Source organism: Nonomuraea sp. NPDC049400 (genome assembly GCF_044466425.1).
Lineage (GTDB): Bacteria > Actinomycetota > Actinomycetes > Streptosporangiales > Streptosporangiaceae > Nonomuraea.
The window spans coordinates 293,983-320,423 of record NZ_JBITMP010000005.1 but is presented as its reverse complement, the minus strand read 5'-3'; the positions used below and the strand labels follow the sequence as shown (position 1 = coordinate 320,423).

The following is a 26,441-nucleotide window of genomic DNA, read 5'->3' as shown; positions in this document are numbered from 1 at the left end:
GCGTCGCGCCCTAGCGTCGTGACGGCCGGCGCGTGCGGGGCTTGCCCGCGCGGGGCGCCTGCCTGATGCCGGCATGCCTTTCCGATCGCTCCGCCTTCTCCTTCTGTACGGCGAGGCGCAGGACGAGCAGCAGCCGGCGGCGTTTGGCCCTGTTGGCCTTCGTCTTGGCTGTCTTCGGGGGTGAAGACTTGGGGGTCTTTGGCATGGGGATGTCTTACCCACGCCCCGGGCGATTCCATACTTGGTTCATGCGCCTGACGGAGTTCTGGAGACGGATGAACGCTCATTTCGGGGAGACGTACGCCGAATCGTGGGCGCGCGACTACGTGCTCGCGCCGCTCGGCGGGCGGACCGTCATGCAGGCGCTGGCCGACGGTGAGAGCGCCAAGACCGTCTGGCGCGCGGTCTGCCAGGTGGAGAACGTCTCGCCCAAGCTGCGCTAAGTCTGCGCCATACCGGCTAAGTCTGCGTCATGTCGAGGGCCTGCCGCAGCGTGGCGGCTGTGAGCTCCAACTCGTCCGCGCTGCCCTGCCCGCCGGGCGACCACAGGAACAACCATCCGCGGTGCGACGGGGTGGCGAAGATGATCGTCTGGCGGCCGGTGCGCGGGTGCCAGACCCACAACACCGGATCCTCGGTGCCTATCATGCGGCTGACCAGGCCATGATGGGGGAGCAACTCGGCGAGCGCCTCAAGACGGGTGCGTCGTTCCCTGGTGTAGCCGCTCGCCACCCGCCACCTCCGACCCCTCGCCCCTGCAGTGAGTCTCCCCAGCTCACCGCGCGTGCAACACGTTGGAGACCAACATCGGCCGGGCGTGTTCGTGCGGATACGGATGGGGCTCGCAGACGACCGATGTCACACCGCCCCGGCACACGGCCCCGGCACACGGCCCCGGCACACCGCACCGGCACACCGCCCCCAGTGCACAAGCCCGGCACACCGCCCCGGCGAGGGAAAAGGAAGGCTCACCTCCCCGAACACGGGAGCTTGACGGCGACCTGCGTGTTCCTGCTGTGATCGAACAGTCGTTCGGCTACGATTGACTCCGCCGGGCCACGTCTTCCCCGGCAGTCGCAGAAAATGTCAGTGGCAGGCCGTAGCTTTCACTCGACTGATCGGACCACGACCCTCCAGGGGGAGTTCCCATGGCTATCAACGACCGCGAGAAGGCCCTCGAGACCGCTCTCGCTCAGATCGAGCGACAGTTCGGCAAGGGCTCAGTGATGCGCCTGGGCGACGACGCCCGAGCTCCCATCGAGGTGATCCCCACAGGGTCGATCTCCCTCGACGTGGCGCTCGGCATCGGCGGCCTGCCGCGCGGCCGCATCGTCGAGATCTACGGCCCCGAGTCTTCGGGTAAGACCACGATCGCCCTGCACGCGGTGGCCAATGCCCAGCGGGCCGGCGGCATCGCGGCGTTCATCGACGCCGAGCACGCCCTCGACCCCGAATACGCCAAGAAGCTGGGGGTCGACACCGACGCCCTGCTGGTCTCCCAGCCCGACACCGGCGAGCAGGCGCTGGAGATCGCCGACATGCTGATCAGGTCCGGCGCCGTCGACATCATCGTCATCGACTCGGTGGCCGCGCTGGTGCCCAAGGCCGAGATCGAGGGCGAGATGGGCGACAGCCACGTCGGCCTCCAGGCCCGCCTCATGTCCCAGGCCCTGCGCAAGGTCGCCGGCGCGCTCAACAGCACGGGCACCACCGCCATCTTCATCAACCAGCTCCGCGAGAAGATCGGCGTCATGTTCGGCAGCCCCGAGACGACGACCGGCGGTAAGGCGCTCAAGTTCTACGCCTCGGTCCGGATGGACATCCGCCGCATCGAGACCCTCAAGGACGGCACGGAGGCGGTCGGCAACCGCACCCGGGTCAAGGTCGTGAAGAACAAGATGGCCCCGCCCTTCCGCGTCGCCGACTTCGACATCCTCTACGGCGTGGGCATCTCCCGCGAGGGCGGCCTCATCGACATGGGCGTGGAGCACGGCTTCGTCCGCAAGTCCGGCGCCTGGTACACGTACGAGGGTGACCAGCTCGGCCAGGGCAAGGAAAACGCCCGCAACTTCCTGAAGAACCACCCCGACATGGCCAACGAGATCGAGAAGAAGATCAAGGACAAGCTGGGCGTGGGTCCCCGCCTCGACGCCCCCGCCGAAGCCGCAGCCCCCGCCCCGGCCGCCGCTCCTTCCGGCCGTGGCTCGAAGTCCACCCCGAAGCCGGGTGACGTCTGATCGTCCACCCCATGAGCGACCCCGTCCACCCCATGAGCGACCCCGTCCACCCCATGAGTGACCCAGACCGGCCACAGGCGCCCCAATCCCGGGGCGCCCGGCCCGGCCCCCCTCCGTCGTCCCCCTCCTGGGGCCGCGACCTGGCCCGCTCGTCCACGGACGGCTGGCCATCGGTCGACGAGTGGCGCGACCACCGCGCCCGCCAACGCGCCTCCACCCCACCCCCCGACCCCCAGGTCCCCACAGCCGACTCCCCGCCCGCCACAGTCGACCCCCAGGTCGCCGCAGCCGACCCCCAGGTCGGCACGGCCGGTTCCCAACATCGGACGGACGATTCCCCGGCTGGCACTGCCGACGACTCTCACTCCGGAGTGGCCAATTCCCTGGCCAGTACTGCCGACTCCCATCCCGGGGCGGACGATTTTCTGGCTGGAACGGCTGGTGCTCAGGCTGGGATGGCTGGCTCCGAGGCTGATACTGCCGACGCCCAGTCCGACACAGCCGATCCCCAGCCTGCGGCGGATGGTTCCCAAGCTGGCACAGCCGACTCTCCGGCGTTGGCGCGCGGCCGGTTCAGCGAGAATGACGAGGCCACGGCCGACGAGTCCCGGACGAGCGGAGTCACAAGCGACCACCAGACGGCGGCGTCTGAGCGTGCCGGTGGTGACGCTGCGTCCTCTGATGAGGGGGGCGCTGGGTGGCATTCCGAAGTGCTGGCGGGCAGCAGTTGGTTTGCGGAGGAGCAGCCGGGCGGCGGAAAGGCCGGTCAGAAGCGGGCGGGCCGAGGGCGGCGATCGGGCCGATCCAGCCGGCGGTCCGGGAAGGGCGCACGAGAGCGGGACTGGCCATCCGAAGAGCTGGGCACTGGGGCCGATCCGCATGCCGAGGGTGCTGCCGGGTTCGCACCGGACGGTGAGAGCTTTGCCGGATCCAGGCGGGACAGTGAGAGCCTTGGCGGATTTGGGCGGGGCGATGCGGGTGCCGCTTGGTCTGGGCGGGGCGGTGAGAGTGCCGGTCGGGCTAGTCGGGGCGGTGAAAGCGGTTCCGGAGGTGGCCGCGACGCGGATCCGGAGTCGGTGGCTCGGGCCATCTGCCTCCGCCTTCTCACCATGGCGCCCAAGACGCGCGCCCAGCTCGCCGAAGCGCTGCGCAAACGTAACGTGCCGGACGAGGCCGCTGAAGCCGTCCTCAGCCGCTTCTCCGAGCTCGGCCTGATCAACGACGAGGCGTTCGCCGCCGCCTGGGTCGACTCGCGGCACCACGGCCGCGGTCTGGCCAAGCGCGCCCTGGCCGCCGAGCTGCGCCATCGGGGTGTGGACACCGACACGGTCAAGGAAGCAGTGGAACGGCTGGATCCCGACCAGGAGGCGGAGACAGCGCGGCGGCTGGTGGAGCGCAAGCTCGCCTCCACCCGATCGCTCGACCCACAGACCCGCACGCGGCGGCTGGCGGGCATGCTGGCGCGCAAGGGCTACTCCGCGGGCCTGGCCTTCCGCGTCATCCGGGAGGCGCTCGAAGCAGAGGGCATCGACATGGAGGAAGACCTCCCGTAACCTCCCCCCGGCTCCCGGCTCCCGGCTCCCGGCTCCCGGCTCCCGGCTCTCGTTCAGCTTTTGTTTGGCGCTCTCTCACCCGTGCCTGCGCTGAGTGCCCGCGGGTGGATCCGCCTTGCCAGGCGCCCTCTTGGCGCAACCTCTTAGGATGGCCGAGTTTCTGGCACCTGCACGCCTTGTCGGGCACTCGTCTGGCGCGCGCTTCGGAACAGGCTCGGCCACCCGGCCCACCGAACCCCCTGCTGACCTGCCCCCGGGTCACTCCGGCCGGGGCTCGTCCGGTAGTTCGGCGAGGACCCCATAGTGCGACGAGGCGTTGCCGATCTCGTCGTCGTGACGCCGGCCAGGCAGCGGATGCCGCCGCCGAGTTCGGCGATCATCCGGTCGATGGCCGAGGCGTAGGCGCGGCGGCTGCCGCTCGCTCGACGTGTCGGTGCGCAAGTTACGCGCCCACGTCGCCGACCTGCTGGTCCGCCTCGGCACGCCGTCGCCGCCCCTGCCCCAGCGCACGCGTATCCCACGCGGGAACCACGACCTCCGCTCCCCAGCGCCCGCATTTCGCCGTACAAGATACACTGTATCTTGTACGGTATTAGAAGGGGTGCGTGATGCAGAAGCTGCCCACGGTCGTCGCGCGGATGTGGGGGCGGGAACCCGTGTCCCGCCGCGGTCCCCGTCCCGGACTGACCCTCGACCGGATCGCCGATGCCGCGATCGAGATCGCGGACGCCGAAGGCCTGGCGGGCGTGCGGATGAGCAGTGTGGCCGCCCGATTGGGCGTGTCCACGATGTCGCTGTACGGCTACGTCGCCAGCAAGGACGAACTGCTCACCGCGATGGTGGATGCCGCGGCCCCCAAATCGCCGGAGCCCGGCACGCTGCCGTGGCGGGAATATCTGTCCGTCTGGACCCGCGCCAACCGCGATTTCCTGGTGAGCCACCTTTGGCTGCTGGAAGTCTCGCCCCTCACCCCGCCCACCGGACCGCGCACCCTGCGCTGGCTGGACCGGGCGCTGACCGTGCTGGGCAGTGCCGGGCTGACCGCGGCGGAGGCCGTCAACATCACCTCCACCCTGTCCGCCTACGCCGCCAGCTCCGCGACCCTCCTGTCCGCCATGAGCGGCACGGTCGACGAAACGGGACCGGAAGGGCTGGCCCGACGCAGGCGGTCGCTACCGCGAGACCGCCCGCCGCATCGAAGGCGTACGTCTGACCGTCACCTTCATCTTCGACACCGGACGCGGCGGCCAAGAACGCCTCACCTAAAGCTTCCTGGCCCGCGGGGGCCGCATCGCCGATGTTGTGGGCCGATACCTCCAGGACTGACACAGGGCCCGTGACAGCGAGGGTTTGCGTTCGTACGGGTTCCTGCGCGTCCGGCCGCTTGCTTCGCTCCTTCCTCCAGTCCGCGACGGCCTCCCGCACCGCGGCGTCCACCGTCCGATGGCGCGGTCGCGGGCGAGTCGAAGAGTGTGTTGAACACTTGCATGGCAACCAATACATCTGTATAGACTTCGGTACGTGCGACCAATCTCTGAAGAAGATCTGACGACCCGCGCCCGCATCCGCGACGCCGCGATGGCGCTGTTCGCCGAGCAGGGAGTCAAGGCCACCACGATCCGCGGGATCGCCGAGGCGGCCAAAGTCTCGCCCGGCCTGGTGCAGCACCACTTCGGCACCAAGGAAGCGCTTCGGCAGGCGTGTGACGAGTACGTCCTCAGCTACATACGTGAGCAGGTCAACGCGGGCGTCACCAACCGCAATATGGAAAAGCCCGAATTCATCGAGAACGTCCACCGCACCGCGCCGCCCCTGATGAAATACCTCGGCCGCGCGCTCGTGGAGGGCTCCCCGGCGGCAGCCGCCATGTTCGACGAGCTCGTGAGCGTGACGGAGGAGCATCTCGCCAACGAAGATCAGCACTCCGAGGCCGACCACCGCGCCCGCGCGACCGTGCTGACGGCAATGAAGCTGGGCATCACGGTGCTGCACGAGCACGTCTCCCGCGCGCTGGGCACGGACCTTTACGCCCCGCAGGGTGCGCTGCGCGTCGGCAAGGCTCAGCTCGACCTGATCAGACCGGAATTCCTCGGCCGCGAGCTGTTCGAACAGGCGCGGACGGGCCTGGAGAAGGCCGAGGGACAGCAGTCAACTACCACCGGCTGAAGCCGGTGGTTTGCTCTCACGGTCCCGTCTGGCTGAAGGGAGGCCGGTAGCGTGTGGCTGGTTGACAACAGCCCAGCCCGCGACGCCGCGTGCGGCGATGTTGCGGGCCGCGATGTGGTCGGCGTGCCCAGCGAGGCCACACCGGGTGCAGACGAACCGGCCCCGCGCCGGCCGGTTCGCCCTGGAGACACACCCGCACGTCGGACAGGCCTGCGACGTATAAGCGGGATCGACCAGCTCGAAGGCAACCCCGACCCGTGCGGCCTTGTAGCGGGTGAACTCGATCTGCTGGGCGAACGCCCAGCTGCGAAGGGTGCGCCGCTGGAGCCGGTGAGCCCTTGCCCGCCCGCGGATGCCCTGGAGATCCTCCAGGGCGATGCCGCGGCCGGTGCGTTCGGCTTCGCGCACCACGTACTTGCTGATCTGGTGGTTGAGGTCGGTCATCATCCGGTGCTCACGCCCGGACAGGCGGCGCAGCACCCGCCGCGCCGCGGGAGTGCCCTTCCTCTGCAAGCGTCGGCGTTGCCGATGGCGCCGCTCCCGCAGCGTGCGGACGTGGCCGTTGCCGCCGACCGGGCCGGGCAGGGCAGTGCCGGGCAGCACCGCCCCGTCACTGGTGACCGCCAGGTTGGCCACTCCTTGGTCCACTCCCATGAAACCGTTGATCGGCTTGCGCGCCGCTGGTTCGGGCAGGGTGACGGCGACCTGCAACAGCCACACCCCGCGCCGATAGAGCAGGTCGGCCTCCCCGATGGGCAGCGCCTCGACGGCCTTGAGATCCTCTGGACGTCCGGTGTACGGCACAGTCACGCGGCCGGTGGGGGTCCACAGCGACACGATGCGGGCGTCACGGTTCCAGCTCATCAGCCGTGCGTCGTAGGGGACCGCCCCGTACGGGCGGAACACATGCGCCGGCTTCTTTGTCGCGCGCCGGTTGGCGTAGGCGCCGGCGACGCGGGCGATGGCCCGCACGGCTGCCCGCGCGCCCAGCCCAGCGACCTGTGCGCGCACGGGATGGTAGGCCAGGCGGTGCAGTTCCAGGACGGCGAAGGTGCGCTGCTGCAAGGCCAGCCGGGAGACGAAGGCGGCTGCTTGATTGCACACCAATATCGCTGCCGTGAGGGCGTCCCCCGAGAACCTCACTCACCGCAAATGTTACTGAGTGTCACCGAGCTTTTCCATATTGTTTTCGAAAGGAGGGTGGCGCTTTCTCCCGGCCCTGAAGGGTCGGCTCTTCGCGCCACATTTCAGATGAACGCCGCACTGCGCGCCGACGGCCTCGTCAAGACCTTCGGCCAGACCAGGGCCCTGGACGGGCTCGACCTCACCGTACAGACAGGCGAGGTGCACGGCTTCCTCGGCCCCAACGGGGCGGGCAAGACCACCACGATCCGTATCCTGCTGGGCCAGATGCGCGCCGACGGAGGCCGGATCGAGTTACTGGGCGGCGACCCCTGGCACGACGCCACCGAACTGCACCGAAGGCTCGCCTACGTGCCCGGCGACGTCACCCTGTGGCCCTCGCTGACCGGCGGCGAGGTCATCGACCTGCTGGGCAGGGTACGCGGCGGCCTCGACCCCAGGCGGCGCGCCGAGCTGCTCGAGCGCTTCGAGCTCGATCCGCGCAAGAAGTGCCGCACCTACTCCAAGGGCAACCGGCAGAAGGTGGCGCTGGTGGCCGCCTTCGCCTCCGACGTGGAGCTGCTGGTGCTGGACGAGCCGACCTCGGGCCTGGACCCGCTGATGGAGGCGGTCTTCAACGAGTGCGTGCTGCGGGAGAAGCGCAACGGCCGCACCGTGCTGCTGTCCAGCCACATCCTCTCCGAGGTCGAGACGCTGTGCGACCGCGTCAGCATCATCCGCGCCGGCCGTACCGTCGAGTCCGGCAGCCTGGCCGAGCTGCGCCACCTCACCCGCACCTCGGTGACGGCCGAGCTGATCGGGCCCGCGCCCGGGCTGGCCAGCCTGCCCGGTGTGCACGGCCTGAGCGTGGCCGGCGACCGGCTGCACTGCCAGGTGGACGGCGACGCGCTCACCGCGGTGCTCGCCGAGCTGGCCGGCGCAGGCGTGCGGACATTGACCACGCAGCCACCGACGCTGGAGGAGCTGTTCCTGCGGCACTATGAGGGAGCCGCCAGATGACCGGCACCTGGATACTGATCCGGCTCATTCTGCGCAGGGACCGCGTGCTGCTGCCGGTGTGGATAGCGATCAGCGCGCTGCTGCCGGCGAGCATCGCCTCCTCCACCACGGCCCTGTATGCCGACCAGGCCGCCCGCGAGGCCTTCGCGGCGGCCACGATGAGCAACCCCGCGCAGCTGGCCACGCGCGGTCCCATCTACGACGCGAGCGTCGGCGGGCTGACCGCCTGGACGCTCAGTTCGTCCGCGGCACTGATCGGCGGGCTGATCAGCATCCTGCTGGTGACCAGGCACACCCGGGTCGAGGAAGAGGCCGGCCGACGGGAGCTGCTGTCGTCGGGTGTCATCGGCCGCCACGCCCCGCTGGCCGCCGCGCTCGCGGTCGTGCTGGCCGGCAATCTGCTGCTGGGCCTGCTGTCGGTGCCCGCCCTGGTCGGCAACGGCCTGCCTGCGGGTTCCTCGGTGCTGTTCGGGTTGTCCATCGCCGCGGGCGGCTGGGCGTTCGCGGCCGTGGCCGCGGTCACCGCGCAGCTCACCGCGTCCTCCGGTACGGCGCGTGGCCTGGCGATCGCCATCGGCGGCCTGCTGTTCGCGTTGCGCTCGCTGGCCGACACCGGCGGCATCGGCTGGCTCGCGTGGCTGACGCCGTTCGGCTGGGTCCGGCTGACCAAGCCCTACGCCGGCGACCAGTGGTGGGTGCTGGGGCTGGTCGCGCTGTTCGTCGCCGTCCTGGCGGCGGCCGCCTTCGCGCTGTCCACGCGGCGTGACGTGGCCGGCGGCCTGGTGCCCGCCCGCCAGGGGCCCGCCACCGGAGGGCTGCCGGGCGCGTTCGGCCTGGCCGGGCGGCTGCACCGGGGCACGCTCGCGGGCTTCGCCATCGGGTTCGGCCTGCTGGGCGCCCTGCTCGGCGTGTCCGCGCGCGGGCTCGACGCGCAGCTGGACACGCCGCAGTTCCAGGAGCTGGCCGAGACCATCGGCGGCGCCGGCGCCCGCATCTCGGATGTGTTCTTCACGTTCATGATGTATGTGCTCAGCCAGCTCGTCACGGGGGCGGCGCTGATGTCGGCGCTGCGCGCCCGTGGCGAGGAGGCAGCGGGCCGGGCCGAGCTGCTGTTGTCCGCCCCTGTCGGCCGGCTGCGCTGGGCGCTGAGCCATCTGGCGTTCGCCATCGTGGGCCCGGCGCTGCTGCTGGCCGTGCTGGGCGCGGCGGCAGGGCTCACCTACGACGGCGACGTGGGCCGCGTCACCGGGGCCACGCTGGCCTACCTGCCTGCGGTCTGGACCGTGGTCGGGATCGCGACGCTGCTGTTCGGCATGGTGCCACGGCTGGCCGCGGCCGTGAGCTGGACTGTGCTCGGCCTCTTCCTGGTCGTGGATCTGCTCGCGGAGTTCAAGATGGCCAGCGGGATCCTCCTGGAGCTTTCGCCGTACGTGCATGTGCCGGCGCTGTTGCTGGGCAGTGCCTCGTCACCGGTGGCGCCGCTGCTGGGGCTGACCGCGGTGGCCGTCGCCCTGGCCACAGCGGGGCTGGCGTTCCTGCGCCGCCGCGACCTGGCGCCCTCGTCCTGAGACCCCGCGAACTCCCAGCGCCAAGCGAGCGATCGCCTGGCCTGGCAGCGGCTGCTAGGATCGTCGACGGCGTATGAGACCCCTGATGGCTACGTGACGAGGGAGGTTGATGAATATGGCTGCCAGCAGCCGTTATCAGCATGCCCTTGTCCGGTCCGCGCGAGACTAGCGCGGCCCGGGTCGTTCCATCGACCAGGAGTCTCACATGTCTTCACTCTTTCCGGTGACCGATGCCGATCTGACCACCGACCGCCTCATCCTGCGGTCGTGGTCCGCGACTGAAGTCAGCGCCGTCCTGGACGGTGCCCGGTCGGCGCACTGGGCCGAGGACTTCCCCGCCGAGGGGGACCAGGTCATCGTCGGCCTGTTCGCCGAAAACCCCACGTGGCTGGACGAGTACGGCCACCGTCAGATCATCGAACGCGAAAGCGGTCTGGTGGTCGGCTCGATTGGCCTGTTCTGGCCGCCCAGCGACGGCACCCTGGAGATCGGGTACGGCGTCGTGGCCTCTCGCCGGGGGCGCGGCTACGCCCCCGAGGCCACGCGTGCCCTGACCGAGTTCGCCTTCTCCGCGCCGGGGGTCCACACGGTCCACGCCAACGTGGAACTGTCGAACCCCGCCTCGATCCGGGTGCTGGAAAAGGCCGGCTTCCAGCGATCGCACACCGACGCTGAGCAGAACACGGCCCGGTACGTCGCCACACCGCCGCTCCAGCGGTAACCACTTTCAGGGGATCGGCGGCATGCCCGCCGATCCCCTGAGTCACCGGACGGTCGCGGCCCAGATGGAGGAGCTCATGGCAGGCCATAGGCGTGACCTGGACAGTCGCCTCGCCGAGCGCGGGTTCACGCGTGTCGAGCCGCTCGGGCGCGGCCTGGAGTTCTCGGTCTTCCGCGCCGAGCCGGGCGACGGCGGGGATCCGGTCGCCATACGCGTCGCCGAGCGTCGCTTCGACTCCACGGTCAACGATCCCCGGGTCGACACTCGAGCCCTGCTGCGGCAGGAATACCGGCTGACCCGCCTGCTGCGTGACCACGGGCTCCCCGTCGCTGAGCCCGTCACCCTGATCCTCGGCGAGACCTCCGACGAGCCGGACATCCTGGTCAGCCGCTACGTGGAGGACGACGGATCGGAGCTGGACTCCTTCCTGCTCGGCGCTCTCCTGGCCAGGCTCCACGCCCTCCCGCTGCCCGAACTGCTGCCCGGACTGCGTCTTGTCGCCGCCGAACGGTCGACGGCGCCCCGGCTGCTGGTCGGCAGGATCCTGCGCCGCTGGAACGAGATCGGCCGCCTCACGGACGACTGGCCGCCGGCGCCCTCCGCCGACCGGCTGCTCCCGATCGCCGCGCCGCTGAGTCACGGCTGCCTGCTCCACCTCGACGTGCGCCGGGCCAATGTGCGCTGTCACAAGGGCGAGGTCCGCGCGCTGCTCGACTGGTCCAACGCCGTCCAGGCCCATCCCGCTCTGGAGTTCGGACGCCTGGGGGAGTTCGCCGGACTCCCGGAGAATCAGCTCGACCTCGTGGCGCTACGCACCGGCTACGAGCTCCACGCCGAGCCCCCATCCGAGACCGGGCCGCTGGAGCTGCTGTGCCGCCTCGACGCCGCCGTGATGCTCGCGCTCGTCTTCCTCGCCGAATCCCCCGACCCCGTCCGGGCGAACGCCGCCGTGGAACGCGTCCTGGAACTGTGCGAGCGCCTGGAACGGTGAAGCCCGGCTCTCTCCAAGAAGCCCCACTCACTCCAAGCTCGCAGGCCCCAAGAGGGGCAATTCGGGCAGTAATGGGGGATATTGGGCAGAGTGTGGAGATGCAGGCCCGTAAGACACGCTTGATGACGCGTTTGCTTGCTCGTGACCTGTTCGACGCATAACCTCGACGGCAGTGAGGAGTTACTCCGCGCAGCGCGGATTGCCATACCGGTGAAAGACGGACGAACGAGGTTGATTGATCGAGGCGGACGAGGTGTCGGCTTTACGAGTCGACGCCCGGTCAGTCTTGGCTGGATATCGATCCTGACGCCCACCGGGCTGTTCGTGGCGCGCTTGTGACCCCTCCCGTTTGTGGCCGCGTTAATGAGGTGTTGACGACGCGAGGAGGGCGGGGCGCACATGGGGCCGCTGGTCGTGGTGCTGATGGTGGCGGTGCTCGTGCTCGCGTTCGGGATGATCGTCGCGCTCCTCGTCGTCATACGGCGCACCTCAGGCGACTCCCCACGCGTGGCCAAGCCCAGCGCCGAGCAGGTGCAGGCCGTACACGAAGAGCTCGAGCAGGCGCGTGAGGAGGCGCGGGAGATCCGCCACAAGGCGGAGACCGACGCCGAGGAGATCCTGCGCAGGTCGGAGGCCGCCACCGAGAGCGCCGCGCAGATGCGGCGGGAGGTCGAAGAGGAGAGCCGGATACTCAAGTCCGAGCTCAAGGAGCTACGTGCCGACCTCGAGCGGCGGGAAGCCAGGCTGGCCGAGCGGGAGCAGCGGCTGGACGAGGAGGCCAGGCGGCAGTCCGAGCGCGACAGGAAGCTGGCCGAGACCGAGGTCGAGCTGGCCGACCGGCGCGAGGAGCTGCTCCAGGTCGAGGAGGAGCGGCGGGTCATCCTGGAACGCGTCGCCGGCCTGACCGGTGAGCAGGCCAAGGCCGAGCTGGTCAAGGAGATCGAGAACCAGGCCAAGCGCGAGGCCGCGCTGATCGTCAGGGAGATCGAGGGCGACGCCCGCAAGGAAGGCGAGAAGCGCGCCACCAAGATCGTGACGCTGGCCGTGCAGCGACTGGCGGCGGAGCAGACGGCGGAATCGGTCGTCAGCGTGCTGCACCTGCCCGGAGACGAGATGAAGGGCAGGATCATCGGGCGCGAAGGGCGGAACATCCGGGCCTTCGAATCCACGACCGGCGTAAATCTGATCATCGATGACACTCCGGAGGCCGTGCTGCTGTCGTGTTTCGATCCCGTGCGGAGGGAGACGGCCCGGCTGACGCTGGAGAAGCTCGTGCTGGACGGGCGCATCCACCCTCAGCGCATCGAGGAGGCGCACGACCGCAGCCGCCAGGAGGTGCAGGACCTGTGCGCGCGGGCCGGCGAGGACGCCCTGGTCGAGCTGGGGATCACCGACATGCATCCGGAGCTGACCCTTCTGCTCGGGCAGCTCAGGTACCGGACGTCGTACGGGCAGAACGTACTCAAGCACCTGATCGAGTCCGCGCACATCGCCGGGATCATGGCCGCCGAGCTGAAGATGAACCAGGCGTTGATGAAGCGCTGTGCCCTGCTCCACGACATCGGCAAGGCGCTCACGCACGAGGTCGAGGGCAGCCACGCGCTGATCGGGGCGGAGATCGCCCGCAGGTACGGCGAGGAGGAGGACGTGGTGCACGCCATCGAGGCGCACCACAACGAGGTCGAGGTCCGCACCGTCGAGGCGGTGCTCACCCAGGCCGCCGACGCGATCAGCGGCAGCCGGCCCGGCGCCCGCCGCGAGTCCCTGGAGGCGTACGTCAAGCGCCTGGAGCGACTGGAGGAGATCGCGCAGTCGTACGAGGGCGTCGAGAAGGTCTTCGCCATGCAGGCCGGGCGGGAGATCCGGGTCATGGTCAAGCCGGACGCGATCGACGACATCCAGGCGCAGGTGATCGCCCGCGACGTGGCCAAGCAGGTGGAGGAGGAGCTGACCTACCCCGGCCAGATCCGCATCACCGTGGTGCGGGAGTCCAGGGCCACCGAGTTCGCCAGGTAGGCGCGGCGCAATCGATGAGCCCTGGTGATGATCAGGCGAAAAGCTGCTGGTAGAAGGCCAGCTCGGCGGCCAGCGCCGCCGCCCGCGTCTCTGTGCGGCGGAAGCCGTGCGACTCGCCCTCGAACGCCAGATAGGTGCACGGCACGCCCCGCTCCAGCAGCGCGTCCGCGAAGGCCGACGACTGCTCCGGCGGCACCACGGGGTCGTCGAGGCCCTGCAGGAGCAGCATGGGGCAGGTCACGCCGTCAACCAGGGCGAGCGGCTCCCGGCTCGCGTACACCTGCGGGTCCTCCGGCCCGACCAGCCACTCCACGTAGCGCGACTCGAAGTCGTGGGTGTGCGCGACGAGCGGCGCGAGCGCGCTGACGCCGAAGTACGACACCCCGCCGGCGAACACGTCGGATCGGCAGCAGGCCGCCATCACGGTCCACCCGCCCGCGCTGCCCCCGCGCACCGCGATCCTGCGGGGATCGGCCAGCCCCTCCGCGGCCAGCCATTCGGCGGCGGCGACCGTGTCCGCCACGTCGACCAGCCCCCACTGGCCCTTCAGCCGGTCGCGATATGCCCGGCCGTAGCCCGTCGAGCCGCCGTAGTTGACGTCGAGCACGCCGATGCCGCGCGAGGTCAGGAACGCCTTCTCCAGGTCGAGCGCGGTGTCGGCGTGCGCGGTCGGCCCGCCGTGCACGAAGATCACGAACGGTGGCACGCCGTCGGTCGCGGGGCCGTACGGCGGGTAGAGGAAGGCGGGGACCGGCGACTCGACGGCTCTCGGCACGGGCAGCAAGGCCGGGTCGGGCAGACGTGCCCTGTCGCTCCTGAGCGAGCGGGACTCGCCGGAGGCCGCGTCCACGCTGACGACCGACCGGGGGGTCGTGGGGGCGTACCCGATGCCGACCACGGACGTGCCCTCGGCGGCCAGCGCCGCGTCCCACCCGTCGTAGGGCACCTCGAGGTCGGTGAGCGTGCCGGAGACCGGGTCGAGCACGCCCAGCCGCAGGTCGCCACGCCCGTGCAGGACCGCGAGCCGCCCGTCGCCGAGCATGGTGTACGGAGGCCCGCCCAGCCGCCACGGCGGCAGCGTGAACTCCTCCTCCGCGGCGTGGACCGCCCGCAGGCCGTCACCGTGGAGGCCGATCTCGTAGAGGTTCCACCAGCCGGAGCAGTCGGAGAGCAGGTAGAGGGCGGCGTCGTCCTTCCAGGTCGGGGCCAGCACGGACTCCTCGGGGCCGCCCTTCACCGTCCACGAGCCGCCGCCCGACAGCCGGGTGACGCGTAGCTTGGTGCCGTCCCAGGGCATGCGCGGGTGGTTCCAGCAGACATAGGCCAGATGCCGCCCGTCGGGGGAGACGGCGGGGGAGGCGTAGAAGTCGCAGCCGGTGGCCCATTCGCTGGCCTCGCCGCCGTCCAGCGGGATCGACACGACCGACCTGGTGACCTTGCCGTCGCCGTCGTGGTGCTCGCGTACGCACCAGACCTGGCCGTCGCGCACCGACAGGTCGGCGTAGCGGCAGCCCTCCTTCGTGAGGGGTTTCGGTTCGCCGTATTCGCGCAGAATGTACAGGCGTTGATCCTTGAGGTGGGCGAAGACCACCTCGCCTTCAGGAGTCACGGCGTACGGCTTGCCGCCGTACTCGTGAACCCTGGTGCGCGCGCTCCAGGGAGCCCTCAGCAGCTCACGTTCGGTGCCGTCGGCCGCGCGGCACACGATCGTGGTGCGCCCGCCCTCGTCGGGACGGTCCTCGGTCCACCAGACCCGGCCGTCCTGGGCCGTGGGCCAGCCAGGGCGCACGCCGGAGCCGGCCACGTCTCTGGTCGAAATGGGGGAGGGCCAGAAAGGCATACCCGCATCCTGCCGGAAGATCGGCGACGGTGTGCGCCGGTCCCCACAGTTCAGGGGCACCCCTCCGGCTTCGGCAGATACCACGGCAGCTTGAGCCCCGTCTTGCCGAACCACTTGTACAGCAGCCGCGTGGCCGTGCCGTCGTGCCACATCGCGGCGATCGCCTGGTTGACGGCCTCGCAGGTGGCGGTGTCGCCCTTCTTGATCCCGACGGCCCACCTCTCGTCGATTACCGGGTCGTTCAGTAGCCTGAAGCGGCCGGGCTCCTGCTGCGCGAACCCGGCCAGGATCAGGTTCTGGGTGCTCACCGCGTCCAGCCGGTGGTCGGTGAGCTTGCGTACGCAGTCGGAGTAGTTGGCCGCGTTCACCAGCACCGCGGGCAGGTCCAGTTTGCCGTCGGGCGGCGGATCGACGATCCGCCGGTACGAGTTCGAGCCCTCCGCCAGGCAGAGCCGCTTGCCGCGCAGGTCGGACACCTTCTTGATACTGGTGTCGTTCGCGCGGACCATCGTGTCCTGCTGGACGATCACGTACGGGCCGGCGAACGTCACCTTGGGCCGGCGCGCCTCGGTGATGGTGTAGGTGGCGACGATGAGGTCCACGCTGCCGTTCTGGAGCAGCGCCTCCCGGGCGGACGAGGGCGACTCCCGCCACGCGATGTCCACGTGGCGGCCGTGCGCGAGATGGTTGACGATGTATCTGGCGACGTCCACGTCGAACCCCTGCGGGTCGCCCGGTCCGACCATCAGTCCCAGGCTCGGCTGGTCCCACTTGGTGCCGACGACGACGTGCCCGGTGTTCCTGATCTTGCCTACGACAGTGGTGTACGAGCCTCCGCCGCCGCATGCGGCCAGGCCCATGACGGTGGCGGCGGCCAACGCCACATATGCCCGACGCATGGACACCCCCGGTCTCTTGCTACAGGAGTGTGCTCGCCTGGCATCCAGTACGGGAACGGGCCATTGGCGGTATTTAACCGAGTTGTGGCACCTTCTTGGGACTTTGCTGCCACAAGGTGAACGCGGACGGCGGCGGCACGCAGGTTCGCGCGCCGCCGCCGTCCGTTCTTCAGGTAAAGGGCCGTCATTCCAGCGTGGCGACGGCCCCCCGTCCAGAGCCGCCGGTGGGACCCGTGCCGATCGCCGAGGGTGGCGCGACCGGTCCTCCCGCCGCCGACTTGCGGCTGCGGCGGCTGCGGCGCTCGAGCCAGTGCGCGAGGTAGCTGAGAGCCAGGTTGATCAGCACGTAGAACAGCGCCAGCACGATGGCGCTCGGGATGAGGTTGCCGTAGTTGACCGCGAACTGCTTCAGCCCGGCGTTCAGCAGGTCCTCGTAAGCGATGATCCAGCCGAGCGCGGTGTCCTTCAGCAGCACGACCATCTGGCTGACGATCGCCGGCATCATCGCCGTGGTCGCCTGCGGCACCAGCACCAGGCGCATCACCTCGGACTTGCGCAGCCCGATGGAGTAGGCGGCCTCCGACTGGCCCCTCGGCACGGCCAGGATGCCCGCGCGGACGATCTCGGCGAGCACCGACCCGTTGTACAGCGTCAGGCCGACGACGACGGCCCAGAACGCCGGCACGCTGACCGTGTAGCCGCTCAACGTGGCCGGGCCGGCCTGCACGAAGTAGATGAGGATCAGCAGCGGGATGGCGCGGAAGAACTCCACGACGCCGCCGCAGAACAGGCGGATCGCCCGGTGGTCGGAGAGCCTGCCGAGGCCGAACACCACGCCGAAGAGCATCGCGAGCACGGCACCGACCACCGCCGCCTGCAGCGTGCCGATCAGGCCGGGGATGATGAAGCCCGTCCACGTGTCGCCGCGCAGGAACGGCTCCCACTTGGCGGCGTCGAGCTGGCCCTTCTCGCCCAGCGTCGAGATCACGATGTACGCGATGAGCAGCAGGACCGCGACGGACAGCAGCGTCAGCACGTTGTTGCGCAGCCGCGCGCGCGGCCCGGGGGCGTCGAACAGAACGCTGGTCATCGGGCCACCGCCAGTCGCTTGGCCAGCCAGCCGAAGAAGAAGCCGGTGGGGAGGGTCAGCACCATGTAGCCGAAGGCGAAGCCGAGGAAGATGGGTATCGTGCCGCCGAAGTCGTCGAACATCTGCTTCATCTGGGCCGCCGCGTCGAGATAGCTCGCCACGGTGACGATCGTGGTGTTCTTGGTGAGGGCGATCAGGATGCTGCCCAGCGGGGCGATGACCGACCGGAACGCCTGCGGCAGCACGATCAGCCGGAGCGACTGGACGAACGTCAGCCCGATGGCCCTGGCCGCCTCCGCCTGCCCGACGGAGACGGTGTTGATGCCGGAACGCAGCGCCTCGCACACGAACGCCGCGGTGTACGCCGACAGGCCGGCCACCGCCCACCAGAAGTAGTTGGTGGAGGGCTGGTCGGAGAAGGTGAGCTGCATCGTGTCGCTGAGCCCCAGCGCGCAGAGGATCAGCACCAGCGTGAGCGGGGTGTTGCGGACGACGTTGACGTAAACGCCTCCGGCCCAGCGCAGCACCGGGGTGGGAGCCACGCGCATGGAGACCAGTACGGTGCCGAGGATGAGCGCGAAGAGGCCGCTCATGAGCGTCAGCCGGATCGTCGCCCAGAAGCCCAGGAGGATCTTGTCGAACTCCTGTACCAGTGGGGAGAAGTCAAACAGGGTAGAGGTGTCCATGACATTCCTCGTCGACAGTGCTCGGCGGCGAGCCTGAGCGGCTCAGGCTCGCCGCCGTGCGATCGGACCCGGACGGGAGATCAGGAGCAGCCCTCAGCGGGCGGCGCCGAGGTCTCGAACTTCAGCCCGGTGCCGGCGAAGTGCTTCTCCAGCAGCTTGGCCGCGGTGCCGTCGGACCACATCTGGGCCACGATCTTGTTGATCTCGTTGCAGCTCTCGACGTCGCCCTTCTTCAGGCCGATGCCGTACTTCTCGTCCGTGAACGGCGCGCCCGCCACCTTCACGCCGGTGCCCTCGCGCTTGGCGAAGCCGGCGAGGATCGTGTCGTCGGTGGTCACGACGTCGACCGCCTTGGTCTTGAGCTTCTGGATGCACTCGTCGTAACCGCCGGCGGGCACCAGGGTCGCCTCGACCTTGAGGTTCTGCTTGTTGGTGCCCTCGGTGATGTTCTTCCACGAGTTGGAGCCGCTGACCTGGCAGACCTTCTTGCCCTTGAGGGTGTCGAGGCTGGTGATCGTGTTGTCGTCGGCCCGGATGAGCGAGTCCTGGTGCGCCAGGTAGTAGGGCCCGGCGAAGGTCACCTGCGGCTTGCGCGCGTCGGTGATCGAGTAGGTCGCGATCACCAGGTCGACCTGGCCCTGCTTCAGGAAGCTCTCCCGGTTGGCGGAGCGGGCCTCCTTGAACTCGACCCCGCTCTCGGGCACGCCCAGCTTGCCGGCGATGTATTTGGCGACATCCACGTCGAAGCCCTCAACCGTGCCGTCGGGCTTCTTCAGGCCCAGACCCGGCTGGTCGTACTTCACGCCGACTACGAGCTTCTTCTCGTCCTTGGCCTTCTGCACCACGGTGGTCGCCCCACCGCCGCCGCAGGCGGCGAGACCGGCGATCATGGCCCCGGCGGCAACGAGGGCAGCGCTCACGCGACGGATATGCATCGTCCTACCTCGGCTCTCTCAATGCGTCAGAATCTTAGAAAGGAAATCCTTGGCCCTGTCGGTCTGGGGAGATCCGAAGAAGGCGTCCGGGTTGTTCTCCTCAACGATCTGGCCGTCGGCCATGAACACGACCCTGTTGGCGGCCCTGCGGGCGAAGCCCATCTCGTGGGTGACGACCATCATGGTCATCCCGTCGCGAGCCAGCCCGATCATGACGTCCAGGACCTCCTGCACCATCTCGGGGTCAAGGGCCGACGTCGGCTCGTCGAAGAGGATCATCTTCGGGTCCATCGCCAGCGCCCTGGCGATCGCGACCCGCTGCTGCTGACCGCCCGACAGCTGGGCGGGATATTTGTCCGCCTGCGCCGCGATGCCGACGCGCTCGAGCAGCTCCATGGCCCGCTTGTCGGCGGCGTCGCGCGCCTGGCCGCGAACCTTGATCGGGCCGAGCGTCACATTTTCCCGAATGGTCTTGTGCGCGAAGAGATTGAACGACTGGAACACCATGCCGACATCGGCACGAAGTTTTGCCAGAGCTTTACCTTCTTGAGGCAGCGGCTGGCCGTCGAAAATGATTCTCCCGCCGTCGATGGTCTCCAGCCGGTTGACGGCCCGGCAGAGCGTGGACTTGCCTCCGCCCGAAGGACCGATGACGACCAGTACCTCGCCGCGAGAGACGGTCAGGTTTATGTCCTTCAGGACATGCAGCGCCCCAAAGTGTTTGTTGACGTTCTCCAGACGTACGAGTGGAGCGCCGTTGCCGTTCTCCGTCATGCGTCAAACCGTAGACGGTCCGCAGAGTGCAGGTCACTAACTAAGCGGTACCGATCCGATCACATCATGCCACCAAGCTGGCCTTTTGGATCGGTACGGGCCTTGCCAAGCCGGACAGCGACTACCCTTGAACGTGCGATGACTGTGACCCAGGACGGCGCCCGCACATACGAAGTGCGCACATACGGGTGCCAGATGAACGTGCACGACTCCGAGCGCCTGTCCGGTCTCCTGGAGGACGCCGGCTACGTGCCCGCCCCCGACGGTGAGACCGCCGACGTGGTCGTGTTCAACACGTGCGCCGTGCGGGAAAACGCGGACAACCGCCTCTACGGCAACCTCGGCCACCTCAGGCCCGCCAAGACCCGCAATCCGCGCATGCAGATCGCGGTGGGCGGCTGCCTGGCGCAGAAGGACCAGGGCGAGATCGTCCGCAAGGCGCCCTGGGTCGACGTGGTGTTCGGCACCCACAACATCGGCTCGCTGCCGGTGCTGCTCGAGCGGGCCCGCATCGAGGGCGAGGCGCAGGTCGAGCTGAAGGAGTCGCTCGAGGTCTTCCCCTCGACGCTGCCCACCAAGCGCGAGTCGGCCTACGCCGCCTGGGTGGCCATCTCGGTCGGCTGCAACAACACGTGCACGTTCTGCATCGTGCCGTCGCTGCGCGGCAAGGAGAAGGACCGCCGCCCCGGCGACATCCTCGCCGAGGTCCAGACCCTGGTCGGCCAGGGCGTCCTGGAGGTGACGCTCCTCGGCCAGAACGTCAACACCTACGGCGTGGAGTTCGGCGACCGCCTGGCCTTCGGCAAGCTGCTGCGCTCGTGCGGCACGATCGACGGCCTGGAGCGGGTCCGCTTCACCTCGCCCCACCCCGCCGCCTTCACCGACGACGTGATCGCCGCCATGGCCGAGACGCCCAACGTCATGCACCAGCTCCACATGCCCCTGCAGTCGGGCTCCTCGCGGGTGCTGCGCGCGATGCGCCGCTCCTACCGCGCGGAGCGCTATCTCGGCATCATCGAGCGGGTGCGCGCCGCCATGCCGGACGCGGCCATCTCGACCGACATCATCGTCGGCTTCCCTGGGGAGACGGAGGAGGACTTCCAGGCCACCCTCGACGTGGTCCGCGAGAGCCGCTTCGCCAACGCCTTCACCTTCCAATACTCCATCCGCCCCGGCACCCCGGCGGCCACCATGCCCGACCAGATCCCCAAGGAGGTCGTGCAGGAGCGCTACGAGCGGCTGGTGGCGCTGCAGGAGGAGATCTCGTGGGAGGAGAACAAGAAGCAGGTGGGGCGCACGCTCGAGGTCCTGGTGGCCGAGGGCGAGGGCCGCAAGGACGACGCCACCCACCGACTGTCGGGCCGGGCGCCCGACAACCGCCTGGTGCACTTCACCGCCGGCGCCGAGACGCCCCGGCCGGGCGACATGGTGACGGTCGAGGTGACGTACGCGGCCCCGCACCATCTGGTGGCGGACGGGCCGGTCACGGGCCTCAGGCGCACGAGGGCAGGCGACGCCTGGGAGTCGCGCCAGTCCGGCTCTGCCCAGTCCTCGGGCGTCCTGCTGGGCATGCCCACCATCGGCCGCCCCGCCCCCGCCCCTGCCGCTCCTTCAGGAGCCTGCTCGGCGCACTGACGCCCATTCGCGACGGTCAGCGGGTGAGGCGGTTCAGGTAGGCGTAGCAGGGTTCGCGGCGGAAGTCGTGGAACGTGGCGCAGGGGTCCGCGACAACTCTGCCCGAAATCGACGCAGCAGGCTCGGCGCGCCGGCTCGGCTCCTCTTCGGCGGGCGTCTGGGGAGCGGGCAGGACCTTCGGCTGAGCGGGCAGGACCTTCGGCTGAGGAGCGGCTGAGCCGGAGGCGGGAGGCGGCTGGGGAGCCGCCGATCGCTGCGGCTCTGTCCATGTCGTGGCGGGCGGCGGTGGCACGGTGCCGGACGCGGGAGGTCCCGTCGTGGATCCCGTGACGGTCGCCGGGGGCGGTTCCGCGGTGCTGGATGTCGTCGACCCTGGCGGCGGGACGGCGTGAACCCAGGAGAGCGGCAGGAGCCCGGAAGCGCCGTCTTGGAACGATCCATCCGATGATTGCGAGACCGGTGGAACCGGAGTTCCGGCGACGTACGAGAAATTCGCCCGTGGGGAAAGCGTGCTTTCCCGATCGAATTCCGATGAGCTTTCCGTTGACGCTTCCTGCGTGTTGGTGAATGCCAGGAATATGCCCGTGATCGCGGTGGCGAGCACTCCGGCGGCTCCGGCCACGGGTGCGAGGCGGGCGCGACGACCTCGACAAATGGATCTAGAGGGGGACAAGTCGTGATTCCTTTGTGATTGGTGTGCGAGCATTCGGTCGTTGCGGCTAGTGTGGTCCATCACCCGCGGAAGCCGGTTAGCTTTCCCCCGATACGACCGCAGGGAGCTGCACCACCATGCAAGATCCGATCGAGCCGGATCGTCTCGAGATCCTGTCCGGACCTGGAGACGCCCGCCTGGCGGCCAGGGATACGACCCCGGCCGGCAAACCCCCGAAGAACACCAGGAAGACCGCCGTCATCGCCGCTTCGGCGCTCGTCGCCGTGCTGGTGGCGGGCGGTGCCGGCTATCTGCTGGCCGGAAGCCAGGGTGGGACGGCGCAGCCGGGCGCCGTCCGTCCCGCGCCCTCGCAGAGCGTCGGAGGGAACGAGGACCTCGGCGGCGACGACACCACCACGGGCGACGCCGCCACCGACGCCCCTGACGACGACCTCTCCACCGACGCCCCCGACGACGGCTCCATGGGAGACGCGGCGACGGACGTGGGCTCGGGCGGCGACCCCGCCACCGACACGGGCACGAACCCGTCCCGCGGCACGGCGGAGACCGGCGACGGCAAGACGCCCGCCACGACGTCACCCACCAAGGCGCCGCAGCCGTCCGAGGCCGACAACCCCGCGGACGGCCCGGCGGGCGAGCTGAGCGGCCAGTGCGCGAAGAGCGGCTGCTGAGCGCGGGCGAGCGCCCCGTCAAAGTGGCTCGGCGGTTATCGGCGGCATTGGACCTACGGCACGAGCCACCGCACTCCGTAGGGTCGGCGCATGACGACTGACAAAGCCGAGGTCCTTCGGGCGCTGCATGTGCCGGGAAGGCCCGTGATCCTGCCCAACGTGTGGGACGCTGCCTCCGCCGGCGCCGTGCAGGAAGCCGGGTTCCCGGCCGTGGCCACCGGCAGCGCCGCCGTGGCGCAGGTGCTGGGATACGAGGACGGCGAGGGTACGCCGGTCGGCGAGATGATGGCGGCGATCGCCCGCATCGTCAGGGTCGTGGACGTGCCGGTCACCGCCGACATCGAGCGCGGCTACGGCCTCAAGCCGGCCGAGCTGGCCGAACGCCTGGCCGCGACCGGAGCCGTGGGCTGCAACATCGAGGACTCCACCGCCGGCGCGCTGGTGGACCCCGGCGAGCAGGCGGACTTCCTGGCGGAGCTGCGGGCCGCGGCCGGCCAGGGGCTGGTGATCAACGCGCGGGTCGACACCTACCTGCTCGGCCGGACCGCCCGCGAGGAGGCGGTGGAGCGCGGGCGGCGGTATCTGGAGGCGGGGGCCGACTGCGTCTACCCGATCGGGCTGGGGGACGAGGACGAGATCAAGGCGCTGGTGAGCGAGCTGGGCGGGCCCGTCAACATACTCTTCAGGCCCGGGCTTCCGGCCTTCGAACGGCTGGCCGAGCTCGGGGTGGCCAGGATCAGCTTCGGCGGCGGGCTGCACCGGGCCGCTCACGTCCACGCCCAGAGCCTGATCGCCAAGGTCAAGGAAGGCCTCAGCCCGTACTGACCTGGACGCCACGTACGCTTGCCCCCGTGCTTGTCGCCGCGGCCGTCTGCCCGCCCACCCCGCTCATCGCGCTCCAGCTGGACGACCTCCGCTCCGCCTGCCAGGCCGCGATCGCCGCGCTCCGCGACGCCCGTCCCGACGTGCTGCTCGTGGTGGGCGGGGCCGAGCGCACGAGCACGTACGGCGGCCGGGCGGCGGGCACCCTGCGCCCGTGGGGGCTGGACGTCACGGCCGGCCACGACGAGCCTCCCGTGCTCCCGCTGTCCTTGACCGTCGGCCGCTGGCTCCTGGGCGATCGGGCCCCGGACGGCTTCCAGTCCGTCGCGCACGATGCGACAAGCAAGGAATGCCGGCTGCTTGGCGAAAGACTAGGAAAAATCGCGGACCGGGTGGCGCTGCTGGTCATGGCCGACGGCTCCGCCTGCCTGAGCCCCCGGGCCCCGGGCAAGTACGACGACGCCGCGAAGCCGTACAACGACCTGATCACGAACGCCATCGCCAACGCCGACCCCGGCGCCCTCGCCGCCCTCGACCCCGCGCAGGCGGAGCGACTGTGGGTGAGCGGGCGGGCCGCACTCCAGGTGCTGGCCGGTGCGGCGGGCACCCGCGGGTACGCGGGCCGGCTGCTGATGGAGACGGCCCCCTACGGCGTGGGCTACTTCGCGAGTCTGTGGACCTGACGCTTCGGCACCGGGATCTTCATCAGGTCACGGGCGAGCACGACCTCGCCGTCGAAGTGCCGTCGCACCTCCGCCACGAAGGCGGGCTCGGCGTCGAACCCGTACCGCTCGGAGAAATGCGTCAGCACCAGCCTGCGCACTCCGGCGTCGGCAGCCACCAGCCCCGCCTCGAACGCCGTCAGATGCCCGTACTCTTTGGCCAGCGCGCTCTCCGACGACAGGAACGTGGACTCGATCACCAGCAGGTCCACCCCCGAGGCCAGCTCGAACACGGTGTCGCAGAGCCGGGTGTCCATGACGAACGCCACGCTCTGCCCCGGCTTGGGCACGCTGCACTGGTCGATCGTGACCCCACGCACCGAGCCGGTGCGCTGGAGCTCGCCGATCTCGGGGCCGCGGATGCCGTAGGCGGCCAGCTTGTCGGGCAGCATGCGGCGGCCGTGCGGCTCCTGGAGGCGGTAGCCGTACGACTCGACGGGATGGGACAGGCGGCGTGCGGTCAGCGGGCCGGCGGTGGCCAGGTCGCCGGAGAGAGCGTGCTCGGAGATCACCGAGGTGTCGGCGAACGCGGCGGCGTGGCGGAGCCTGCGCCAGTACGTCTCGCCGGAGGCGGGGAAGAGCGCGCGCACCGGGTGCCTGACCTTGTCGCGGGCGATGCGCTGCACGACCCCGGGCACGCCCAGGCAGTGGTCGCCGTGGAAGTGCGTCAGGCAGATCCAGTGCACGTCGTGGGCGTTCACGCCGGCGAGCAGCATCTGCCGCTGAGTGCCCTCGCCGGGGTCGAAAAGGTAGCCTTGTCCGTCCCAGCGCAGAAGGTAGCCATTGTGATTACGGTGTCGGGTGGGGACCGCGCTGGAGGTGCCCAGCACCACCAACTCACGTGAGGACATGATGACCACAGTCGCGTTCGCCGAGGTGCCGACGCCGGTCGGGCTGTTCGTGCTGGCCGTCACCGAGGTCGGTGTCGTCGCGTCGGGCTGGGGCTCCCGTCCGCGGCCGACCGACCGCCTCGGTCTGGCTGAAGTCCATGATTCGGATCGTACGGCCTTCGCGGTCGCCGAGCTGAATGCTTATTTCGCGGGCGATCTGAAGACCTTCGAGACACCGGTGGACTGGCGGCTGATGTCCGGCTCGCGGCTGCGGGTGCTGCAGGCCCTGCACCAGGTCCCGTACGGCACCGCCGTCACCTACGGCGAGCTGGCCGCGCGCAGCGGCTCCAGCGTGCCCGCCCGCGGCATCGGCTCGATCATGGGCTCCAACCCCATCCCGATCATCGTGCCGTGCCACCGCGTGATCGCGGGCAACGGCCTCGGCGGGTTCAGCGGCGGCGAGGGCGTCGAGACCAAGCGCTGGCTGCTGACCCACGAGGGCTACCTGCAACCGACCCTGCTGGATTTCTAGGCCCCGATCTCTAGCAGACTTGTCGGTGTGAGCCAGAAGCCAGTCATCGCCGTCGTGGGTCCCACCGCGGCCGGGAAGTCCGATCTCGCCGTGGACATCGCGCTGCGGCTGGGCGGCGAGTGCGTCAACGCCGACTCCATGCAGCTCTACCGGGGCATGGACATCGGCACGGCCAAGCTCACCATGGCCGAGCGGCGCGGGGTCACGCACCACCTGCTCGACGTCTGGGACGTCACGGTCACGGCCAGCGTGGCCGAGTACCAGAAGCTGGCCAGGGCGGTCATCGACACCGTCGAGGTGCCCGTGCTGGTCGGCGGCAGCGGCCTGTACGTACGCGCGGCCATCGACGAGCTGGAGTTCCCCGGCACCGACCCCGAGATCAGGGCCAGGCTGGAGGGCGAGCTGGCCGAGCGCGGCCCCGCTCCGCTCTACGAGCGCCTGTGCGAGCAGGACCCGGCTGCCGCGGCGGCCATCCTGCCGAGCAACGGCCGCCGCATCGTCCGCGCTCTGGAGGTGATCGAGCACACGGGCCGCCCGTTCTCGGCCACCATGCCCGGCTACGACGCCGTCTACCCGAGCGTGCAGATCGGCCTCGACGTGCCCAGACCGGAGCTGGACGAGCGGATCGCGGTCAGGGTTGAGCGCATGTGGCAGGCGGGCCTGGTCGACGAGGTGCGGAGCCTGCTCGGGCAGGGCCTGGCGCTGGGCCGCACGGCCAGCCGCGCCCTCGGGTACGCCCAGGTCATCCGCTTTCTTGAGGGGGAGTGGAGCGAGGAGCAGGCGGTCGAGGAGACCGTCAGGGCCACCAGGCGCTTCGCCCGCCGCCAGGAGTCGTGGTTCCGCCGCGATCCCAGGGTGCGCTGGCTGCCGTACGACGCTCCGGACCTGCTTGAGCGGTCCCTCGACCAAATCTCCGCACACCCTTTCGCATAAACTTA

At 69.8% G+C, this 26,441-nt stretch carries 26 protein-coding genes; 16 read left to right on the top strand and 10 right to left on the bottom strand.

Annotated features, from left to right (window positions below):
* Positions 1 to 10: 10 nt before the first annotated feature.
* Positions 11 to 205, bottom strand: a complete 195-nt coding sequence (locus ACIBVN_RS09605; protein WP_349450076.1) for a hypothetical protein — start codon at positions 203 to 205, stop codon at positions 11 to 13.
* 43 nt (positions 206 to 248) lie between these two features.
* Here ACIBVN_RS09605 and ACIBVN_RS09600 point away from each other — a divergent pair, with 43 nt between their 5' ends.
* Complete coding sequence (locus ACIBVN_RS09600; protein WP_349450077.1) at positions 249 to 443, top strand: DUF3046 domain-containing protein; 195 nt, start codon at positions 249 to 251, stop codon at positions 441 to 443.
* 16 nt (positions 444 to 459) lie between these two features.
* Here the strand turns inward: ACIBVN_RS09600 and ACIBVN_RS09595 are convergent, their stop codons facing one another.
* Entirely contained in the window at positions 460 to 732 is a 273-nt protein-coding gene (locus ACIBVN_RS09595) for a hypothetical protein (RefSeq protein WP_397134472.1), read from the bottom strand.
* Between the two features lie 416 nt (positions 733 to 1,148).
* On the opposite strand from ACIBVN_RS09595, the gene recA reads away from it, so the two are divergent.
* The 4 genes from recA to ACIBVN_RS09575 all read left to right on the top strand — a co-directional run bounded on the left by recA (position 1,149) and on the right by ACIBVN_RS09575 (position 5,956).
* A complete protein-coding gene (gene recA, locus ACIBVN_RS09590) occupies positions 1,149 to 2,237 on the top strand; it encodes a recombinase RecA (protein ID WP_349450079.1) in 1,089 nt (362 codons plus the stop codon).
* Between the two features lie 1,109 nt (positions 2,238 to 3,346).
* The gene (locus tag ACIBVN_RS09585; protein ID WP_397134470.1) at positions 3,347 to 3,790 is read left to right on the top strand and encodes a regulatory protein RecX; all 444 of its coding nucleotides are present in this window, start codon (positions 3,347 to 3,349) and stop codon (positions 3,788 to 3,790) included.
* A gap of 608 nt (positions 3,791 to 4,398) precedes the next feature.
* Entirely contained in the window at positions 4,399 to 5,130 is a 732-nt protein-coding gene (locus ACIBVN_RS09580) for a TetR/AcrR family transcriptional regulator (protein ID WP_397134468.1), read from the top strand.
* A gap of 181 nt (positions 5,131 to 5,311) precedes the next feature.
* Positions 5,312 to 5,956, top strand: a complete 645-nt coding sequence (locus tag ACIBVN_RS09575; protein ID WP_397134466.1) for a TetR/AcrR family transcriptional regulator — start codon at positions 5,312 to 5,314, stop codon at positions 5,954 to 5,956.
* Here ACIBVN_RS09575 and ACIBVN_RS09570 read toward each other — a convergent pair.
* Entirely contained in the window at positions 5,939 to 7,099 is a 1,161-nt protein-coding gene (locus tag ACIBVN_RS09570; RefSeq protein WP_397134464.1) for an RNA-guided endonuclease InsQ/TnpB family protein, read from the bottom strand. The two genes, ACIBVN_RS09575 and ACIBVN_RS09570, sit on opposite strands and share 18 nt — an antisense overlap.
* Positions 7,100 to 7,207: 108 nt before the next feature.
* Here ACIBVN_RS09570 and ACIBVN_RS09565 point away from each other — a divergent pair, with 108 nt between their 5' ends.
* From ACIBVN_RS09565 to rny, 5 genes are all read left to right on the top strand, one after another.
* Entirely contained in the window at positions 7,208 to 8,098 is an 891-nt protein-coding gene (locus ACIBVN_RS09565) for an ATP-binding cassette domain-containing protein (protein WP_397134462.1), read from the top strand.
* On the top strand, positions 8,095 to 9,666 hold the full coding sequence (locus ACIBVN_RS09560) for an ABC transporter permease (protein ID WP_397134460.1): 1,572 nt from the start codon (positions 8,095 to 8,097) through the stop codon (positions 9,664 to 9,666). Before ACIBVN_RS09565 ends, ACIBVN_RS09560 begins: the two co-directional genes overlap by 4 nt.
* Positions 9,667 to 9,871: 205 nt before the next feature.
* Positions 9,872 to 10,387 carry a GNAT family N-acetyltransferase gene (locus ACIBVN_RS09555; RefSeq protein ID WP_397134458.1) on the top strand — a complete coding sequence of 172 codons (516 nt, stop codon included), beginning with the start codon at positions 9,872 to 9,874 and terminating at the stop codon, positions 10,385 to 10,387.
* Between the two features lie 22 nt (positions 10,388 to 10,409).
* A complete protein-coding gene (locus ACIBVN_RS09550) occupies positions 10,410 to 11,378 on the top strand; it encodes a phosphotransferase family protein (RefSeq protein WP_397134456.1) in 969 nt (322 codons plus the stop codon).
* Positions 11,379 to 11,777: 399 nt separating this feature from the next.
* Positions 11,778 to 13,394 (top strand): ribonuclease Y, encoded by a 1,617-nt coding sequence (gene rny, locus ACIBVN_RS09545; RefSeq protein ID WP_397134454.1) that lies wholly within the window; start codon positions 11,778 to 11,780, stop codon positions 13,392 to 13,394.
* A gap of 31 nt (positions 13,395 to 13,425) precedes the next feature.
* On the opposite strand, the gene ACIBVN_RS09540 is transcribed toward rny, so the two are convergent.
* The 6 genes from ACIBVN_RS09540 to ACIBVN_RS09515 form a co-directional block, all read right to left on the bottom strand.
* Positions 13,426 to 15,234, bottom strand: coding sequence for a S9 family peptidase (locus ACIBVN_RS09540; protein ID WP_397134452.1), 1,809 nt, complete (start codon positions 15,232 to 15,234; stop codon positions 13,426 to 13,428).
* Positions 15,235 to 15,284: 50 nt separating this feature from the next.
* Positions 15,285 to 16,133, bottom strand: a complete 849-nt coding sequence (locus ACIBVN_RS09535; protein WP_397134450.1) for a glutamate ABC transporter substrate-binding protein — start codon at positions 16,131 to 16,133, stop codon at positions 15,285 to 15,287.
* Positions 16,134 to 16,317: 184 nt separating this feature from the next.
* Positions 16,318 to 17,223 carry an amino acid ABC transporter permease gene (locus ACIBVN_RS09530; protein ID WP_397134448.1) on the bottom strand — a complete coding sequence of 302 codons (906 nt, stop codon included), beginning with the start codon at positions 17,221 to 17,223 and terminating at the stop codon, positions 16,318 to 16,320.
* Positions 17,220 to 17,909, bottom strand: a complete 690-nt coding sequence (locus tag ACIBVN_RS09525) for an amino acid ABC transporter permease (protein ID WP_397134446.1) — start codon at positions 17,907 to 17,909, stop codon at positions 17,220 to 17,222. Before ACIBVN_RS09525 ends, ACIBVN_RS09530 begins: the two co-directional genes overlap by 4 nt.
* An 80-nt stretch (positions 17,910 to 17,989) precedes the next feature.
* The gene (locus ACIBVN_RS09520) at positions 17,990 to 18,829 is read right to left on the bottom strand and encodes a glutamate ABC transporter substrate-binding protein (protein ID WP_349450094.1); all 840 of its coding nucleotides are present in this window, start codon (positions 18,827 to 18,829) and stop codon (positions 17,990 to 17,992) included.
* A 33-nt stretch (positions 18,830 to 18,862) separates the two neighbouring features.
* On the bottom strand, positions 18,863 to 19,618 hold the full coding sequence (locus tag ACIBVN_RS09515; RefSeq protein WP_349450095.1) for an amino acid ABC transporter ATP-binding protein: 756 nt from the start codon (positions 19,616 to 19,618) through the stop codon (positions 18,863 to 18,865).
* A 138-nt stretch (positions 19,619 to 19,756) separates the two neighbouring features.
* Between ACIBVN_RS09515 and miaB the strand changes: the two genes are divergently transcribed.
* From miaB to ACIBVN_RS09495, 4 genes are all read left to right on the top strand, one after another.
* A complete protein-coding gene (gene miaB, locus ACIBVN_RS09510) occupies positions 19,757 to 21,253 on the top strand; it encodes a tRNA (N6-isopentenyl adenosine(37)-C2)-methylthiotransferase MiaB (protein WP_397134443.1) in 1,497 nt (498 codons plus the stop codon).
* Positions 21,254 to 22,042: 789 nt separating this feature from the next.
* Positions 22,043 to 22,597 (top strand): hypothetical protein, encoded by a 555-nt coding sequence (locus ACIBVN_RS09505; protein ID WP_397134441.1) that lies wholly within the window; start codon positions 22,043 to 22,045, stop codon positions 22,595 to 22,597.
* A 90-nt stretch (positions 22,598 to 22,687) separates the two neighbouring features.
* The gene (locus tag ACIBVN_RS09500) at positions 22,688 to 23,422 is read left to right on the top strand and encodes an isocitrate lyase/phosphoenolpyruvate mutase family protein (RefSeq protein ID WP_397134440.1); all 735 of its coding nucleotides are present in this window, start codon (positions 22,688 to 22,690) and stop codon (positions 23,420 to 23,422) included.
* A gap of 26 nt (positions 23,423 to 23,448) precedes the next feature.
* A complete protein-coding gene (locus tag ACIBVN_RS09495) occupies positions 23,449 to 24,102 on the top strand; it encodes a hypothetical protein (protein WP_397134438.1) in 654 nt (217 codons plus the stop codon).
* Here the strand turns inward: ACIBVN_RS09495 and ACIBVN_RS09490 are convergent.
* The gene (locus ACIBVN_RS09490) at positions 24,078 to 24,992 is read right to left on the bottom strand and encodes a ribonuclease Z (protein ID WP_397134436.1); all 915 of its coding nucleotides are present in this window, start codon (positions 24,990 to 24,992) and stop codon (positions 24,078 to 24,080) included. The two genes, ACIBVN_RS09495 and ACIBVN_RS09490, sit on opposite strands and share 25 nt — an antisense overlap.
* Between ACIBVN_RS09490 and ACIBVN_RS09485 the strand changes: the two genes are divergently transcribed.
* Positions 24,991 to 25,503 carry a methylated-DNA--[protein]-cysteine S-methyltransferase gene (locus ACIBVN_RS09485; protein ID WP_397134434.1) on the top strand — a complete coding sequence of 171 codons (513 nt, stop codon included), beginning with the start codon at positions 24,991 to 24,993 and terminating at the stop codon, positions 25,501 to 25,503. The genes ACIBVN_RS09490 and ACIBVN_RS09485 overlap by 2 nt on opposite strands.
* A 27-nt stretch (positions 25,504 to 25,530) precedes the next feature.
* The gene (gene miaA / locus ACIBVN_RS09480) at positions 25,531 to 26,436 is read left to right on the top strand and encodes a tRNA (adenosine(37)-N6)-dimethylallyltransferase MiaA (protein WP_397134432.1); all 906 of its coding nucleotides are present in this window, start codon (positions 25,531 to 25,533) and stop codon (positions 26,434 to 26,436) included.
* Positions 26,437 to 26,441 lie beyond the last annotated feature (5 nt).